The organism is Planktothricoides raciborskii GIHE-MW2, from assembly GCF_040564635.1.
Classification (GTDB): domain Bacteria; phylum Cyanobacteriota; class Cyanobacteriia; order Cyanobacteriales; family Laspinemataceae; genus Planktothricoides; species Planktothricoides raciborskii.
Genome location: NZ_CP159837.1, coordinates 6,605,905 through 6,622,543, shown reverse-complemented (window position 1 = coordinate 6,622,543; position 16,639 = coordinate 6,605,905). Strand labels below are relative to the sequence as shown.

The 16,639-nt window shown below is 40.9% G+C and carries 16 protein-coding genes and 1 pseudogene; 11 read left to right on the top strand and 6 right to left on the bottom strand.

The window, feature by feature from the left end; genetic code table 11:
- Nucleotides 1-13: 13 nt before the first annotated feature.
- The 4 genes from ABWT76_RS28230 to ABWT76_RS28215 all read left to right on the top strand — a co-directional run bounded on the left by ABWT76_RS28230 (nt 14) and on the right by ABWT76_RS28215 (nt 6,465).
- The gene (locus tag ABWT76_RS28230; protein WP_354635306.1) at nt 14-910 is read left to right on the top strand and encodes a vWA domain-containing protein; all 897 of its coding nucleotides are present in this window, start codon (nt 14-16) and stop codon (nt 908-910) included.
- 20 nt (nt 911-930) lie between these two features.
- The gene (locus tag ABWT76_RS28225) at nt 931-4,242 is read left to right on the top strand and encodes a tubulin-like doman-containing protein (RefSeq protein WP_354635305.1); all 3,312 of its coding nucleotides are present in this window, start codon (nt 931-933) and stop codon (nt 4,240-4,242) included.
- 28 nt (nt 4,243-4,270) lie between these two features.
- Nucleotides 4,271-4,804: a membrane protein insertion efficiency factor YidD gene (gene yidD, locus ABWT76_RS28220; RefSeq protein WP_354635304.1), complete on the top strand. Its 534-nt coding sequence runs from the start codon at nt 4,271-4,273 to the stop codon at nt 4,802-4,804.
- A 248-nt stretch (nt 4,805-5,052) separates the two neighbouring features.
- Nucleotides 5,053-6,465, top strand: coding sequence for a sodium/glutamate symporter (locus tag ABWT76_RS28215; RefSeq protein WP_354635303.1), 1,413 nt, complete (start codon nt 5,053-5,055; stop codon nt 6,463-6,465).
- Nucleotides 6,466-6,687: 222 nt separating this feature from the next.
- On the opposite strand, the gene ABWT76_RS28210 is transcribed toward ABWT76_RS28215, so the two are convergent.
- From ABWT76_RS28210 to ABWT76_RS28185, 6 genes are all read right to left on the bottom strand, one after another.
- Nucleotides 6,688-7,245, bottom strand: a complete 558-nt coding sequence (locus ABWT76_RS28210; RefSeq protein WP_354635302.1) for a hypothetical protein — start codon at nt 7,243-7,245, stop codon at nt 6,688-6,690.
- 27 nt (nt 7,246-7,272) lie between these two features.
- Nucleotides 7,273-8,250 (bottom strand): hypothetical protein, encoded by a 978-nt coding sequence (locus tag ABWT76_RS28205; protein WP_354635301.1) that lies wholly within the window; start codon nt 8,248-8,250, stop codon nt 7,273-7,275.
- Entirely contained in the window at nt 8,250-9,323 is a 1,074-nt protein-coding gene (locus ABWT76_RS28200) for an AAA family ATPase (protein ID WP_354635300.1), read from the bottom strand. The genes ABWT76_RS28205 and ABWT76_RS28200 overlap by 1 nt, the downstream gene beginning before the upstream one ends.
- Before the next feature lie 221 nt (nt 9,324-9,544).
- Entirely contained in the window at nt 9,545-10,024 is a 480-nt protein-coding gene (locus ABWT76_RS28195; RefSeq protein ID WP_354635299.1) for a hypothetical protein, read from the bottom strand.
- 232 nt (nt 10,025-10,256) lie between these two features.
- Nucleotides 10,257-11,384, bottom strand: a complete 1,128-nt coding sequence (locus tag ABWT76_RS28190; RefSeq protein WP_354635298.1) for an aldo/keto reductase — start codon at nt 11,382-11,384, stop codon at nt 10,257-10,259.
- A 161-nt stretch (nt 11,385-11,545) separates the two neighbouring features.
- A complete protein-coding gene (locus ABWT76_RS28185; protein WP_054468945.1) occupies nt 11,546-12,052 on the bottom strand; it encodes a bifunctional nuclease family protein in 507 nt (168 codons plus the stop codon).
- A 244-nt stretch (nt 12,053-12,296) separates the two neighbouring features.
- Between ABWT76_RS28185 and ribE the strand changes: the two genes are divergently transcribed.
- The 7 genes and pseudogenes from ribE (at nt 12,297) to ABWT76_RS28150 (ending at nt 16,548) form a co-directional block, all read left to right on the top strand.
- On the top strand, nt 12,297-13,043 hold the full coding sequence (gene ribE / locus ABWT76_RS28180; protein WP_054468946.1) for a riboflavin synthase: 747 nt from the start codon (nt 12,297-12,299) through the stop codon (nt 13,041-13,043).
- 137 nt (nt 13,044-13,180) lie between these two features.
- On the top strand, nt 13,181-13,516 hold the full coding sequence (locus tag ABWT76_RS28175) for a XisI protein (protein ID WP_054468947.1): 336 nt from the start codon (nt 13,181-13,183) through the stop codon (nt 13,514-13,516).
- 30 nt (nt 13,517-13,546) lie between these two features.
- A complete protein-coding gene (locus ABWT76_RS28170; protein ID WP_354635297.1) occupies nt 13,547-14,194 on the top strand; it encodes a Uma2 family endonuclease in 648 nt (215 codons plus the stop codon).
- Between the two features lie 108 nt (nt 14,195-14,302).
- Complete coding sequence (locus ABWT76_RS28165) at nt 14,303-14,932, top strand: Uma2 family endonuclease (RefSeq protein WP_054468949.1); 630 nt, start codon at nt 14,303-14,305, stop codon at nt 14,930-14,932.
- Nucleotides 14,933-14,974: 42 nt separating this feature from the next.
- A complete protein-coding gene (locus ABWT76_RS28160) occupies nt 14,975-15,625 on the top strand; it encodes a Uma2 family endonuclease (protein ID WP_054468950.1) in 651 nt (216 codons plus the stop codon).
- Nucleotides 15,626-15,914: 289 nt separating this feature from the next.
- Nucleotides 15,915-16,370: pseudogene (locus ABWT76_RS28155) on the top strand (transposase); the annotation flags it as partial.
- A 19-nt stretch (nt 16,371-16,389) separates the two neighbouring features.
- Entirely contained in the window at nt 16,390-16,548 is a 159-nt protein-coding gene (locus ABWT76_RS28150) for a hypothetical protein (RefSeq protein ID WP_190882942.1), read from the top strand.
- Nucleotides 16,549-16,639: the final 91 nt, after the last annotated feature.

Here is a 16,639-nt window from a genome sequence, read left to right as displayed (position 1 = left end):
GACACCTAAACCGATGCCTTTACATGAGCACCAACCCGTTTGGCGTTATGCTATATTTCAAATTTCCGCCGCCTGTCTAGCCATCTGTCTAGTCTTAGCGATCCTGGCTGGTCAATTAGGTTGGTTTCCCCGCTTAGTTGCCGTTCATTTAGCTCTCGATCTCAGTGGTAGCACTTATGACAATTCCCTAGCAAATTTTAACAAGCCAGGAACAATTATGGCTCAGGAAATTGAAGCAGTCAAAGCCTATGCAACTCGCAATGCTGGACTCTCTCAACCTAATCTGATATCCGTTTCAGGGTTTGCTAGTTCCGTTGTTCCGATTACCAGTGGATTCTCTAGTGATCCTGAAGAAATTACCAGAGCAATCAATCAAGTTGTTCAACCTTCCCTGGCCAACCGTATTAGTGGAGGAACCAACATTAATTTAGCTGTAGAAAATGGTTTATATACACTGAAAAACCAGCCGACACTCTGTACAGAAATCTTGGTGATTACCGATGGTGTATTTACTCTCGAACCAGAGATAATTGAGCAAGTCCAAGCTCATAACGTCAGGTTAAATTTTTTGATCGTCGGTCAACCTCTGACTGCCGAAATTAATCAGTGGGCAAACCAAACGGGTGGTATTGCCTTAGAAGCCAGTTCCAGTAGCGTCATCGATTTGCTTTCAGAGACAGTGTTTAATCGGTTTAATGCCAGTCCGTTAGTGTCTTTGTTTTATGGTTTGGCGTTCATTTCATTCATGTGGATGATCTTGTTACCATTAGAACGATTTTTAGATAAATCTCTCAGAATTAGGATTGACTATGCCAGTAAGCTTGCCGTTTACAATGCGATGTTTTGGACAGTAGCCACTCCGATCTATCTGATCGCATCAGGATTATTTAATCCGTTTCAATCTTGTTAATTGTTAAAAAGGAGTAAATCATGGTTAATGCAAATGTAGGACAAGACAATAATAATCTTCAAGAAAATACAATTGTGCCAACTTTAATTATTGGTGTCGGTGGAACAGGCTTAGAAGCGATGACTCGTGTTCGTCGCTTGATTGTGGAATGCTACGGTAGTTTAGAAAAATTGCCTGTTGTGTCTTTTTTGCATATCGATACCGATCAAAACTATAAAGTAAAAAAGCCAGAAATGGCTGGCCCTCCGCTGGAAGAGAATGAAAAATTCTGGGCTCGTGTCAGTTATAAAAATGCTGACGATATCAAAAACAATGCCACCACCCACTCGCGGTATCATGACTGGCTTCCTCCTGAATTAACTACTGAACAGTTAGTATCGCAAGAAGGCGCAGGTCAGATTAGAGCCTGCGGTCGTTTTGCTTTTTTTTATAACCATGAACAGATTCAAAAAAAATGTCAAGAAGCTAAAAATAGAATACCTAAACAGGATCAGCTAACGATTGATAATGACGTTATAATCGTCAAAAATGAACTCAACATTTTTGTTGTCGGTTCCATATCTGGTGGGACTGGGAGTGGAATGCTGATTGATTTAGGTTATTGCTTGCGAGATTGGTTTCAAGGAGAAACAAAATTAAACACCATAGCGATTATACCAACTCCTGATGCTTTTGCAGGAATTTCTGGAGACATTAGAACTCAGGAAAATGGTTATGCTGCTCTCATGGAATTAAATTATTTTTCTGATACCAAGAATACTTATAACGTTAAGTATGGTACAGCAGAAGGTATTAGAATTATAACAAGTCGGCCTCCCTATGACTTTCTGTATTTAACTGGAACCCGCAACGAATTGAGAGAGTTAAAAATAGCCACGATCCATGAAATGATGGCTCAACAGATTTTTATGACGTTAGCTTCTGACTTTGCTAGTTATAAAATAACTGTGCGAGATAATGTCAGCAAGTCCGCTATTAAAAAAGTAGATCAACCCACAAATCCTCAACAAGACCCGATTGGTCGGAGTTACTCTCTTAATTTTTTGAGTTTTGGCATTGCTAGTATTGAGATTCCAGTTCACGCCATTCGCAAAGCGCTTGCTGTAAAGTTAGCCGCTGACTTATATCAGTGGTGGCTGAATGCGAATGTTCAACTTCCTAGTGATGTTCAACAAGAGGCAGAAGCAGAACTCAAAGAGTTGAAGTTGTCTAGTAAAGAACTGCTGAATGAGATTTTACTTAATCCAGAGGGTAAGCGTTATGAAGTCGTTATCCAACAATGGATTAAGCAACTAGAGAATAATATCAACGTCGAACAACGATTAAAATGTACCGCTCAACTTCCCAACCCTTTTGCCAAAGAAACGGGTAAAATTTTGGAGTTTGTGAGCCGTTATCTTAACCCAACTGTTGAAGAATATCGCTTAGATCATCTCCGAGATGACCAAAGAAGACGCGGTGACTTCCTTCAAAGAATGCAGGACAACGGCGAAAAACTGTTTCTTGAAACAGCACGAACTTTTAAAGGAAAAATCTACGACTATTTAGAAGATAAGAGCCAAGGGGCTCGCGCTATCAAGGCACTCCTGGAGCAAATGCGAACCAGCTTACAAACAGAAATTGAAAAATTGCAACGGGAAGCCGAAAAAACTTGGGAAGGTATTGAAAAAGCGGCTTTAGCAGAATACAATCAAGCGAGTTCTCAAATTGATGAATTTAGCGATCGCTGGATAGCAACCAAGGAAAATCAGATGAAAGAATGGTGCGATCGAGCGATTGGAGGGATTGAAAAAAGTTATCAAGCCACATTACAACGCCAGTCTCGTCTAATAGCCGTTAACATTCAAACCCGCTTTCTTGGTGTCATTCAAGAGGTTGAGAATGAAATTGACCGATGGACTGGGCGAATTTCAGGTTCAGAAACTAAGTATCGTGACTCGATCGCTCAATCTGAGAATTACATAGAACAATTGGAATTAGTTGGACTCAAACTGTTTGAACGACGGGAGTTGAAAGAACTTTACGATGATTTTATTAGCAAGTCTCAAGGGCTGGATATCCTTTTTAGTCAACTCACCCAAAATATAAAAGCCGCCAGCCAAAACAGCAAATTCTGGACTCAATCTGCCTATGGTCAACAAGAATTTCATCTTTTGGATGTGGCTCGCATTGATGAGCTTCAATATCCCCAGTTTGAGGATGTAGTTGAACAATTCACCCGACGGAAAATTCAGGAAGCACCCGCCAACAGTAAACTGCACACCGAAATGGATGCTTGCACCCGTTTTATGCGATTGTACCCGGGAACCCAAGAGCGACAACGAGAGATTCAACGTTTATTTAACTTGTCTAAACCCTTAATTCGTTTAGATCAAACCATTCCTCAAGAGGGAGGATTTAAGCCCGAAGAAGGTCATCTTGCGGGAATTATTGGAGGAGAAAAAACCTCCGAAACCGCAGCACAACAACAAGTTCCTCTGCTCAAGAAATTTTTTGTCCAGATAGATGCGATCGCACCCTTGAGCAACCGAGAACGGCACAAAATTGTAGCAACTCACGAAATAGGGGGCTTTTCTTTACGAGCTATTGCTGGAACTGAGAATCTTCGCAAAGCCTACCAACAATGGCGAGGCAAACGAATTAAAGCTGAACGTGCTATTCTCAAAGGTGTGAAAAGTGACAATGAATTACCCACTCCTGTTCACATTCAAAAAGATATGGTGTTTTGGGATTTTCATCGCCCCGACCCCACCATTGAACAGTTAGTTTTAATTGCCCGTGCTTTGGGAATTTTGCGTCAGGAAATCAACCAAAAAACCAAACAAGATGTGATTCGTTACCGCATCATGACTCCATTGGGTGAAGATAACGTAACCGTAGCAGCTAACTGGGAAGATACAGTTCAAGTTCTGGAATTACCTGATTGTCGAGAAGACAGACAAGAAGTCGAACGACAACTTAATGAACGGCTGGATCGAGCCGAAACGGAATCGCAAAAACAACAACTGGGCAAACAACTACAAGACTTTTTAGCCGAACGACTCAAAACTGAGTTTCGGAACAATAATGATGAACCCATGTATCTCCGGGAAAAAACCATCATTCTCGAATTTATCATTGACCATAAACTCGGCACTGTAAACAGTCCTTCAACTCCTCCTCCAGTCATCACCGAACCTCATTTTGGATTCACGACTGAACCCCAGGATAATCAATCCGAAAAAGTAGGAAATATGATGGCAAATCCTGGTGTAAAATCCTGCAATAACTGTGGTAATTCCATGTCTATTAATGATAAGTTTTGCTCTAATTGCGGCAATAAAATGTCCTAAAAAATCACTAGAATTTGGGTAGTCAATTATGAAAACTTTATCTTATTCCCGGAGATGGCAATACGCCATCTTCCGAGGATTTATTCACACCTCCAAAGGTTTACTCTATTCTCTAGTTAACTCCGTTGGCGATACTTTAGAGCATCTGTCTCAATATCGTCATCCTATTGTGATGGCAACCAGTCAGACTTTAGAGCAGATGACGAAACAAACTGGAGTGGCTTTAATTCGGGGTTATCAAAAATATTTGTCTCCCCATAAGGGTTTTTCTTGTGCTCATCGGGTTTTATATGGTAGTGATTCTTGCTCACAGTATGTCAAAAATATGCTGATTGAACAAGATTTACAGTCAGCAATTTCTCTATCTCGTAAACGATTCAGTGCTTGTAAAACTGCCAAAATTATCCTGCGTGCAGAAACCTTAGAAGAAAAACGCCGCCGAGAGCAGAATAATAGCCAATGGAATTGTAGCTGTTCTCCAGGAGGGTGTCTTGACGAATGTATTCCGGGTTGTGGCGATTGTGGTGGCGATCCTGATTGTGGTGATTGTGATTGTGGATAAAATTTTAACTGTAAAAATTTTATCCATTTTTGGAAAATTTTGATTTTGTATTCTGAGATTGTAGCTAGATAACTTTTCATCAAAATGATTACAAATAGCCAATCTACATTAGATCAAACATTTGTTAAATATGGTCTACAATAATTAAAACTATTAACAAATTAAATGAATGTTATGTAGATTTTAAAGATATCTAGTAAAATATACAATCGCTCCCTGGTTAGTATCTTTATTGAAATAGGTGGAAAATGTTTAATCTGAAAGATGCGTTTTTTGCATTTATCATTCTTGGCATTTTAATTTTAATTGCCAGAGTAATTCGTCAAAAAATCCAATGGTTGCGATCGCTCTATATTCCTAGTTCCATTGTGGCAGGGGTGTTAGCATTGCTACTCGGTCCAGGAGTTTTAGGCGCGATCGCAGGTCCTAACTCTTCCGTGGCTAATGGCTTATTTAGCGAAACCATTCGCACCGTTTGGTCACAATCTCCCGGAATTTTTATTAATATCGTGTTCGCAGCCATTTTTCTCGGGGAAACCATTCCCAGTCCCAGAGAAATTTGGCGCAAAGCAGCGCCCCAGGTGGCGTTTGGGCAAACTTTAGCCTGGGGACAATATGTAGTGGGACTTTTGCTAGTCTTACTGGTTTTAACGCCGCTATTCGGCATCGATCCAATGGCGGGTGCCTTAATAGAAGTAGCCTTTGAAGGAGGACATGGTACGGCTGCGGGAATGGCAGAAACTTTTGTTCAGTTAGGCTTTCCCGAAGGTGCCGATTTATCCCTAGGATTAGCTACTGTGGGGATTGTTTCTGGCATTGTTGCCGGAACAGCTTTGGCCAATTGGGGGAGACGAAATGGGAAATTACAAATTGATAAAATTGACCCGAATCAACCGGATCAATCAACGATCAAAGAGGATCGAGAATCTAGGGAGATTCAAGTGGCTAGAGCCAATTTACTTCAAGATTTGCTTATCGATCCATTGACATTAAATCTTGGTTTTGTCGCCTTAGCCTTATTGATTGGTTGGTTAATTTTGCAAGGATTAGTCGCGGTGGAAAATCTCACTTGGGCAACCCAGGGATTCAAACTGATGGCGTATGTTCCCCTATTTCCAATGGCTTTAATCGGTGGCCTAATTGTCCAACTCATTCTCGAACGCTTGGGCTTGAGTTTCTTAATTATTCGCCCACTCATAGCTAATATTGCGGGAGTCGCATTAGACATCGTAATTGTCACTGCCATCGCCACAATTTCCCTGAAAGTTTTAGGCAGCAATATCTGGCCTTTTATTATCCTTTCGATTGCGGGAATCGTGTGGAATGTTTGGGTATTTTTATTTCTGGGGCCACGCTTATTGCCTTCTTTTTGGTTTGAACGCGGTATTGGCGATATGGGACAATCAATGGGAGTGACGGCAACTGGTATTGTACTCATGCGGATGGTCGATCCCCAAAATAAGTCTGGGGCGTTCGAGAGTTTTGCTTATAAACAACTGTTGTTTGAACCTATTGTCGGAGGCGGATTGTTTACTGCTGCTGCCCCAGCTTTGATTAACCAATTTGGCCCGATCGCAGTTTTGGGTCTAACTGGACTAATCTTGATCGCTTGGTTAGCCTTTGGTTTTTGGAACTTTAAACAAACTATCCGTAATTCTTAAGTTAAAAAATATAAATCGGGTTTCCTAATGCCAAGAAAGATCAGCCTAGACATAGCTAGACTTATCGTAGCGAGACTCAGAAACCGAATTTATTGGTGACATCTCGACTTTGATGGCAAAATTATCACAGAAACCCGATTTATTAGCTTCAATTTTCGCTATAATAAGCAACATAGCGTTTTTTCTGATAAAATCTCTGAAAACCTACGGTTATTAACCCCGTCATTCCAAATACCCGCAATAAAGATCGCGGATAAATTCAGCGGCAGTGGTCAATTTTCGAGGGACAGAATCATCATTTCCCATCACCTGATAGCCGCAAGTTATCGCGGGTTGACGCCATAATTGTAAATGGTCTACGGGTGGGTCAGCATAAAAACTATCCCTGCTTTCTCCCAGGCATTTAATCCCAAAGGGGGCTGAACTCCAATGGGTAAAATAATCGTGACTTAAACGGTGGATGGGAAAGTCGCCAAATAACGGAACTCCCCAACCATCTAAGGCAATAAATGCTGTTACATTGCCGCCCAATTCTTGCCAATTCTTCGCAGCCGCGATCGCCCCTACAACCCCCGCACTAAAACTGATAAATAGTAGCGGATTATCAGCTTTTGGAGTTAGATTTGCTTGCAAAAATTGGCTAAGATGAAAAGGAGAATAAGCCGGTTGCTGATGGGCTGGAAATACTAAAATTTGTGCCGTTGAGGGGAAATGACACTGTTGCAAAAAATCGTCAGTGAGTGCGCGATCGTGGTATCCGGGACAAATAATTAAAGGCATTATATATCATCCAGTAGGATTTTGATATTAAGCGACTATCTCAAAATAAGGTGACAGCATCGTTCCCAGTTCTTGAATTAAAAGACAATCTGGCTGATGTTCCATTTCTGGTAACATAATTTCTTTAATAAAGTTACGATATGTCTTTCCTGGCACCAAGTCAACTTCTTGATTTAATTTTTCAAATAAATTCTCAAAAGCTTCTTTGCCTCGAAAATATCTTTTGGCTTGGTCAAAATCAACCAAGCTAGGATTATTTAACCAGTTTTCCCAGTCTAATTCAGCTAAAGTATCCTCAAATCTGGAATTAATCTCTTCAATATGTTGACTACGGATTTCCGCTTGACAATTCTGCTCAATTGGTCGCAAAAACCAATCTTTCATGGCAGCTATATCTAAAATATCATCATTACTAATATTTTCTAGCTGAGGACAAATTTTATCGGTGTTAAATCTAAACTTTAAACACTCAATTAATTCATCTTTAATTTTATTCTGAAAATATTCCTTTAACCAATTGTCTAGCTGACTTTTGCTCAGAATGGTATTTCTCCGTTTAAATAATTTTGGTTTTTTTGATGGGGCAGATGGTTGTCCTGATTGCCTGATTGGTATTTGATTCAAAATTTCCGCAAGCATCTCCGTTTCTTCTAATAAATAATTTTCCCATTCATGTCTGGGCCAACATAGTTCCCGCACCACCTTGTTGTTGACTAAATATTTATCGGTTGTTTGTTGCTTTCGTTGGATATCTTGTTCTCTTTTAAAGTCGCGATCGGTAATTGCCAAAACCGGGATTTTTCGGTGTAAATTACTCTGGGCATAAACGAGTCTAGCGATAGAATTAAATGCATTACTTCCTCCTACGGCAATTAAGTCATGGTCAACATTGGGAAGTTGCGAGCTATCTTTAAGGTTGCCAATAACTTTTTCCAGGAAATCAATTTCTGGACTCTGAGGTTCACCTTCGATTAAAATATATAAGGTATTCTTTAAAAAATCCACTAATTTTCCTCCAATTGTCCTAAAGCGATCGTTTCTGAATCAGAAAATAATTTCATCACAGCGGGAGAATGGCTAGTAAATATATATTGATTATTCCCAGAATCATGGCGAAGTACATTAATTAATCTTTTTTGCCAGGTGGGATGCAAGTGCAGTTCAACCTCATCAATTAACACGAGAGAATTTTTCGCGTTTTCAGCGGCTAAACCGACTAAAATTCGCATAATTTGATGTTGTCCTGAACTCATTTGCAAAAAGTCGTATTCCATGCCGTTTATTTTGAAAATTACCGTATCAATGTCTGGGCCAGATTCTAACCCTACCATTTCATCGGGATAACAGATTTTATTAAATAATCTTTTAATTCGTTCCCAATAAGACTCTCCATATTTTTCTTTATTCCAGTTTATATGTTTGAAATAAAAGAAAGTCAGCCAAGACAAAACATCAGCTTTATCGCTTACTTTATTTGGTTGATACAGAGAATTTTTATGTAATCTAATTGTCCGTCTTTGGTCTAAATAACAGACTCCCCCAATTTTATCAAAAATATCACCATAAAATAAACCCCTGGATTTAGCCTGGGATGCTTGACCTCTGGCACCTAATACTTTAACCGCAGATGGATCTAAATATTGGTAGTCATAAGCACTTATACTTAATGTATCGGGATTGGGATAACGCCAACGAACTTGTGTGGGAATATTCAGAGGGGGTATATCCTCTTCAGATAAATTAAAATGTTGGGGTAAATTTAAAGCACCATAGACTTGATTAATTGCTTGGGCTTCTTCTTTATCTATGGAAAATTCAAAGGTGATATCGGCGATATTGCCTCGCCCTCTGACCAATTGTTGAGGACTATATTCTAATCCTTCTCTTAAGTCTGGTTGGGCTGGATTTTCAAATATCTTGACCATCAGATGAATGGCATCAAGAATTGATGTTTTACCAGAACCATTCGGGCCAACAATTAAATTGATGGGCTGAGGACGCCCTAAATAGTCGGTAAAGTCTAAAGACAGGTTTTTGATGGCTCTAAAATTTTGAATTTCCAGAGAATGTATTTTCATAGTATCTTGATTTTATTTTTATTTTATTTATCCGTTTTGTATATCGTAGGTTGGGTCCACCGTCCACGAAACCCAACGTCACATAATTTATTGTATCATTTGTCAATGGTTTTGGCAATATTGATTGTCCCTCAAGTAACATCAAAAGGAAAGTAAAGACCAGATAATCTGGATAAGATAATCTTGATAATATGTAGTTGGGTTTCGTTCCTCAACCCAACCTACTCTTGAATTTCTAAAGCGGCTAGTTGGGCTTTGAGTTGGCTGAGTTCAGATTCTAAGGATTCTATGTTTGCCCTTAACTGCTGTTTTCGCTGTTCTACGGAGTTGGATTGTTTTGCAAAATAAGCCTCAATTTCTGGCCATAGTTCCACCGCCCAATCTTTGCTAGAATTTGCCAACTCGGTAATCACTTCTACGGTGCCATCATGTTGGAGAATGAATAGGGTATAAAGTCGCTTTTGTTGTCCCGGTTTGCCGCCTTTTTTCTGACAATGAATATAGAGTCCTGGTTGTTGATATTTGACTTGGGCAAGTTGACTGACAAAATTGCCTTCAATGGAATAGCCATCGCTGCGAGTTTTGTCAATGCCTTCGACAAATTTGCACCAGTTTCCCGGTTTTTCTGAAAGATTACTTTCCCAAAATCCAGGGGCATTTAAGAAAGCTTCTCGAAGATTAATTAGAATATTGTCACTCATGGGTATTATGTATTTGGATTGACATTGATAAATTTGTAGGTTGGGTGATCGGTACTCAACCCAACATTATAACAGTGTTTTGTTGGGTTTTCTTACGTCAACCCAACCTACTAAATTAGGGCGAAGCATGACCGGATTAAATTTTTGCTTTTAACCATCAAACTTCTGCGGTCATGCTTCGCCCCTACAGATATATTTGTATATTTACAATGGTGAATATGTTTCTGGGGTTTTATTCCCATAATCTCCGACCGTTTTTGCCATTGAGTTGCTGATGGGTGTCTTGCAAAAGTTCGGGAATATTTAGATTGTGCGGACAGCGGGGTAAACAGTCTCCACATTCGGTGCATTTGTTGCCTTTGTTTCCGGGAAACCAATGACCGGCATTTTCAAACATTCGATAACGATATTGTCCATAGTCGGTCATGTGATAGGCAACGGTGAGGTTTCTTAGGCGCAATATTTCGGGAATATTAATGGTTTCTGGACAGGGTAAACAAGCATAGCATTGATGACAGTAATCTAATGCTAAGGTTTGGCTGGCGTGAGTTTCTAGCCGGTGAAATGTTTCTTGTTCCCCAGGGGTTAAAGGTTCGGTTCGATCGGCAAATTTTGATAAAATTTCCAGTTCTTCCGGGTTGGCAGGGCCAAAACTGAGGGTGGTAATTTGGGGGTTGCTGAGTAAAAATCGATAGTTGATTTCTAGGGGAGAAAAAGGTTGACAAAGTTGCTGGAGAGTTGCGGATGGTTGATAGAGTTTACCCCCTTTGTCTGCTGGGGAAATGATGAAGATGCCCATGTCTTTTTTTTGGGCTAAGGCTACGGCAGGGGCGTGGCGTTGAAAAAAATAGTAGTAGTGTAAATTGATAAATTCAAATAAATCAGTGTTAATGGCTGCTAAGATTAATTCCAGAGAACCATGAGTGGAAAATCCTAAATGTTTTACCCGACCATCGGCGATCGCACCTTGGAGGGCTTTGATATATTCCGAATCTAAAACATTGTCTAAATGTTCCTGAGTATTAATCCCATGAATGGCCAAACAGTCGAGATAATCGGTCTGAAGTCGAGTTAAAGATAGATCGATCGCCTCACTGATTTTTGCTGCTGGTATTCCCGGAGATATTTTACTGGTAATATACAATTGCTGGCGCGATCGCGGCAACCCATTGGATAGGGCAGAACCGAGATATTTCTCACTATTGCCGTAACCCGGTGCGGTTTCCAAGTGATTAATCCCCAAACCGACACCTTTATATATAGTATTAATCGCATTTTCCTCAGAAGCTAAATATCGCATAGTCCCCAGGGAAAATACCGATAAATCCAGATTAGTTTTACCAAATCGACGATATTGCATCACTCAAAAACCAGCCCACCCTAAAAATCCCTAAAAAGCCCTAAAAATTCCTAAAAATTCCTAAAAAATTGACTATTAAGAAATTGGCTGTTAGCTGCAACGGTCAATTTCTTAATAGCTAAAAAACGAATACCCTGAAACTCAGGACAAATTGGCAAAAATTATTCGTCATCCTTTCTGGTAAAGCCTGCTCGCTTAATCAATTCTTCAGGGCTAAGATTCGCCACAAAATCTCGGAAGGCTTGCCGTTCCGCCTCATCTGCATCACGGTCAACAGGAATTGAAGCATCGGCAACCACTTCTTCCATCACCCAAATGGGCGAATCAGTTCGCAGGGCTAAAGCGATCGCATCACTCGGACGAGCATCAATCTCTTTTCTCATCTCACCATGCTTTAAAGTCAGCACCGCATAAAAAGTATTGTCCTGTAAAGCATGAACGATAATCCGCTCGATCGTCCAATCACATTCTTCCAGGATATTCACCATGAGGTCATGGGTCAGGGGTCTTGGGGGCTTGTGATTTTCCAACGCGCTGATAATCGATCTTGCTTGGTCTTGACCAATATAAATCGGTAGAGCCCTGCGATCCTCGTGATCTCTGAGCAGGACAATTGGCGTCCGAGTGGCGGCATCCAGCGCGATTCCGGCAACTTTCATTTCAATCATCGACTCAGCCTCGTTAAAACGTAGTCAGCAAACGGGTGAACTCATCAACTGATGGGTCGTTATATTTTTAAATCCAACTCCAGTATGCCTCGATCTGGGTGCCGATAGAAAATTTAATCCCAGATCCCTGGATCGAAAACTGTACTACCTCCCCAGGGCGGCGATCGCCTCCAGTTAACCTCACTGGGGAACATCAGCATAATCAGCATAAGATGAAAAAAAATATTCAACCATTTCCCCAATCATGTTTACCGGATTAATTCAAGGACTCGGGACGGTGAAATCCCTGGGAACAGAACAACTACAAATTACAATTGCCAATCCCTCGGTATCCGAGCTAATTTTGCCCGATTTAGCGATCGGTGACAGCGTAGCCGTAGACGGAGTATGTCTAACTGTAGAAACTATTTTACCTCAAGGATTTATTGCCAGTGCCTCCCCGGAAACCCTGAAACGCACCACCCTCGGTCGCCAAGAAAATTCCTGGGTCAACCTGGAAACCTCCCTGCGCGTGGGCAGCAAAATCGGCGGTCATTTCGTGTCCGGTCACGTCGATGGCATTGGCTGTCTCCAAGAAGTCGTCCAAACGGCAAATTCTTGGGAAATTACTTTTACTTCAGGCGATCGCTGGCAGCATCTTTGGCAAACACAAATTGCTCCCTATATTGTATCTAAAGGCAGCATTGCCGTTAACGGAATTAGCTTAACCGTAGCGGACTGTGACCCTGATAGTCGTTGGTTTAAAGTCGCGGTAATTCCGCATACTTACGAACAAACTAATCTTAAATATCTATTACCCGGAAGTTGGGTAAACTTAGAAAGCGATATTTTAGCCAAATATGCGGTTAAATTTATCAGTTCTAGCATTGGTGCCTTAGCTGCCCGTTCTGCCGGTTATGCTCAATGGTCGGACTTCCCTGAAACTACCGCAAATATGGCTCAAATCGATGAAATTACCCCGGCATTTTTAGCCGAAAATGGCTTTCTGTAACGGTGCAAAACTGGGCAAAAACTGTGATTTATAGTTATAATCAGTTATAATCATAAAATAATAGGGTGGGCTTTTTTTATGCCAGCCCACCATACCGATAGCTTTCCTTTTAATCCAAAACAGGAGGAAATTGTGCGATGGATTCCTTAGATAAAATGAGAGATATTATCTGTAACATTTTAACAGAATACGCCCAAATACCATACTCCTATGGAGAAATTGACAGAAAAACTGTGTTTGATCGAGCCAGCGATCGCTATTTATTAGTAATTGTGGGATGGGAAGGCATCAAGCGCGTTCATGGCTGTTTGATTCATCTGGAAATTATCGCCGGAAAAATTTGGATTCAAAGAGACGGCACTGAAGATGGAATTGCCAACGATCTGTTACAATATGGTATCAGAAAAGACCAGATTGTCTTGGGGTTTTGCGACCCAGAAATGCGCCAATATACAGAATTTGCCGTCGGATAAACTGGAAATAAAAACTTGGGAGTAAAAATTATGCAAGTCCAACTAAAACAAATCGTCGTTCCCCCCGGTCAGCAACTCCTAATGACCGATATTAGCTGGCAAATGTATGAACAAATGCTAGAAGAATTTGGGGAAAAACGCGGAGCGCGGATTAATTCCAGTCAGGGAGTATTAGAAATTATGGTGCCATTGCCCGAACATGAAGATGATAAAACCATTATCACTAACTTGGTCGAGATTTTGCTGGAAGAACTAGAAATTGAGTTCAGAAATCTCGCTTCTACCACTTTTAAAAGTGAAAGCATGAAACAAGGACTAGAAGCCGATAGCTGTTTCTATATAGAAAACGAGGCATATGTCCGGGGGAAAAAGCGCATTGATTTAACTATAGACCCGCCCCCAGATTTAGCGATCGAGATTGATATAACCTCTCGGACTCGATTTAATAATTATGAGGCATTAGGGGTGAAAAAATTGTGGCGGTTTAATGGCACAAAATTAGAGATTAATGTCTTAAAAGATGGGGAATATATGCAGTATGAAGCAAGTCCGCATTTTCCGGGTTTGCCTGTGGCTGAAGTAATTCCCCAATATCTAGAACAAAGTAAAATTGAAGGACGAAATAAAACCATGAAAGCCTTTCGCGCTTGGGTAAGAGAACAAAATGCCGAAAAATAAATATTAGGGTGGGCATTGCCCACCAAATCACGATCGCAATATGTTGGGTTGTGGTGGGCATTGCCCACCTACAGATAGCTATAAATATAAATAACCTAAAAATAAATTATGACTCAAGCCCAAGCCGAAACCAAAATATACAGCTTTGATGAGTTTATAAGCTGGTATCCCGAAAACTCAAAAGTCCGCTACGAACTACATAATGGAGTGATTATAGAAATGCCCAAGCCCAAGGGAAAACATTCAAACCTAACCGGGGCTCTAATCGAGCAAATATTGATAACTATCAGACAGATGGGCAAAGGCGGAATTTGGACTATTCCTAGGGAATCGATTGTCAAAACTAAACGGGAAATATCGGGTTACGAGCCGGACATTATCGTATTGAACCAAGAAGTTATTGGGGCAGAACCTCGGTGGGAAAGCGAATCGATTATCCAAAATCTTGATTCAATTAAATTAATTGTAGAAGTGGTTTCAACGAATTGGCGTGACGATTACTATAATAAACTTAGAGATTATGAAGAAATGGGCATAGAAGAATATTGGATTATTGATTATGCCGCATTGGGAGCGAGAAAGTTTATTGGTAATCCCAAGCAACCCACCATTTTTGTTTGTCTTATGGTTGACGGAGAGTACCAGATGAATCCTTTTACAGACAATAGTCCAATTGTTTCCCCGACTTTGCCCGAATTCAAATTATCCGCAGAGCAGATATTTTCTCTGGCTTTGTAGGAAAATGGTTAAACTTGGAATAAAAACTTGGGAGTAAAAACCATGCAAGTCCAACTCAAACAAATCGTCGTTCCCCCCGGTCAGCAAATCATAATGACCGATATTAGCTGGCAAATGTATGAACAAATGCTAGAAGAATTTGGGGAAAAACAGAGAGGAAAAATTAATTACAGTCAGGGAGTCTTAGAAATCATGGTGCCATTGCCCGAACATGAAGTAAATAAAGTGATTATTGGCGATTTGATTAAAATTATTCTAGAAGAACTGAATCTAGAATTTTGGAGTTTAGGGTCAACCACCTTTAAAAGCGAAAGCATGAAACAAGGCTTAGAAGCAGACGACTGTTTCTATATCGAAAACGAGGCATATGTCCGGGGGAAAAAGCGCATTGATTTAACTATAGACCCGCCTCCAGATTTAGCGATCGAGATTGATATTACCTCCCGGACGAGGTTTAATAATTATGAGGCATTAGGAGTGAAAGAATTGTGGCGGTTTAATGGCACAAAATTAGAGATTAATGTCTTACAAGAGGGGGAATATATTCAAGGTAATGAAAGTTTTCATTTTCCTGGGTTGCCTGTGGGTGAAGTGATTCCCCAATATCTAGAACAAAGTAAAATTGAGGGGAGAAATAAAACTATGAAAGCGTTTCGCGCTTGGGTGAGAGAAAAAATTGCCGAACAATACTAGGGTGGGCATTGCCCACCAAATCAGAGCGCAGGGTGGGCATCGCCCACCAAATCAGGATCGCGATATGTTGGGTAATGGTGGGCGATGCCCACCCTACCAAGGTTGCGATATCCTGAATTTTTGTGGGTATTACCCACCAACACTTAACCCAAACATCAAAAAAATCGCCGATCGTGCCTCAATATCGCCGTGCTCGGATTCCTGCCAGCATTATTTTTATCACTTGTGTCACCTATCAACGTCAACCCCTCTTTCAAAGCCCACATAATATCCAACTCGCAATGCCCTTGCTCAAACCAAAGAAGAGCGATCGTTCAACATTATAGCTGCGGTTGTTCTGCCGGATCATCTCCATTTTCTGTGGCAATTGCCAGAACAGGACTGTAACTATTCTGCTCGTGTGGGTCGGATGAAAGTTTTGTTTACTCGCGCTCTGCGTGGCAATGCTGAAATGTCCCAGAATCTCTCTGCTTCTCGTCGGAAGCACCGAGAGCGGGATGTATGGCAGCGTCGGTTTTGGGAGCGCAGTTTGTGCGATCGGCAGCAGGTCAATCACTATCTGGATTACATCCATTACAATCCGGTTAAGCATGGTCTGGTTGCTTGCCCTCACGCTTGGGAATATTCGAGTTTTTCGTGTTATGTGGCGCAGGGAATGTATTCGGAAGATTGGGCGTGTCAATGTCAGGGGTGTTCCACAGAAATTCCTGCTTTTTCGGACATTATTGATTATGTAGGCGAGTAGGGTGGGTATCGCCCACCAAATGACGGTGACAATATATTATTGGGTTATGGTGGGCAATGCTACAACTGGTGGAGTGAGTAGGGTGGGCATCGCCCACAAAGCCAATCTGGTCAACAACTCTGATTTGGTGGGCAATGCCCACCCTACTGGCAATAATTTTGGGAATTTTACAGATTAGTTGCAAATCCAGCCGTAACGCACCAATAGACGATCGTAAATTAATTTTGGCTTTTTGCTATTATTATATTCGGTGCGTTACGCTGTCGCTA

What these genes read in the sequence shown, in the direction of transcription:
- ABWT76_RS28230 (WP_354635306.1), top strand. Translation starts at nt 14, where the DNA reads ATGCCTTTACATGAGCACCAACCCGTTTGGCGTTATGCTATATTTCAA.
- ABWT76_RS28225 (WP_354635305.1), top strand. Translation starts at nt 931, where the DNA reads ATGGTTAATGCAAATGTAGGACAAGACAATAATAATCTTCAAGAAAAT.
- yidD (WP_354635304.1), top strand. Translation starts at nt 4,271, where the DNA reads ATGAAAACTTTATCTTATTCCCGGAGATGGCAATACGCCATCTTCCGA.
- ABWT76_RS28215 (WP_354635303.1), top strand. Translation starts at nt 5,053, where the DNA reads ATGTTTAATCTGAAAGATGCGTTTTTTGCATTTATCATTCTTGGCATT.
- ABWT76_RS28210 (WP_354635302.1), bottom strand. Translation starts at nt 7,245, where the DNA reads ATGCCTTTAATTATTTGTCCCGGATACCACGATCGCGCACTCACTGAC.
- ABWT76_RS28200 (WP_354635300.1), bottom strand. Translation starts at nt 9,323, where the DNA reads ATGAAAATACATTCTCTGGAAATTCAAAATTTTAGAGCCATCAAAAAC.
- ABWT76_RS28195 (WP_354635299.1), bottom strand. Translation starts at nt 10,024, where the DNA reads ATGAGTGACAATATTCTAATTAATCTTCGAGAAGCTTTCTTAAATGCC.
- ABWT76_RS28190 (WP_354635298.1), bottom strand. Translation starts at nt 11,384, where the DNA reads ATGCAATATCGTCGATTTGGTAAAACTAATCTGGATTTATCGGTATTT.
- ABWT76_RS28185 (WP_054468945.1), bottom strand. Translation starts at nt 12,052, where the DNA reads ATGATTGAAATGAAAGTTGCCGGAATCGCGCTGGATGCCGCCACTCGG.
- ribE (WP_054468946.1), top strand. Translation starts at nt 12,297, where the DNA reads ATGTTTACCGGATTAATTCAAGGACTCGGGACGGTGAAATCCCTGGGA.
- ABWT76_RS28175 (WP_054468947.1), top strand. Translation starts at nt 13,181, where the DNA reads ATGGATTCCTTAGATAAAATGAGAGATATTATCTGTAACATTTTAACA.
- ABWT76_RS28170 (WP_354635297.1), top strand. Translation starts at nt 13,547, where the DNA reads ATGCAAGTCCAACTAAAACAAATCGTCGTTCCCCCCGGTCAGCAACTC.
- ABWT76_RS28165 (WP_054468949.1), top strand. Translation starts at nt 14,303, where the DNA reads ATGACTCAAGCCCAAGCCGAAACCAAAATATACAGCTTTGATGAGTTT.
- ABWT76_RS28160 (WP_054468950.1), top strand. Translation starts at nt 14,975, where the DNA reads ATGCAAGTCCAACTCAAACAAATCGTCGTTCCCCCCGGTCAGCAAATC.
- ABWT76_RS28150 (WP_190882942.1), top strand. Translation starts at nt 16,390, where the DNA reads ATGACGGTGACAATATATTATTGGGTTATGGTGGGCAATGCTACAACT.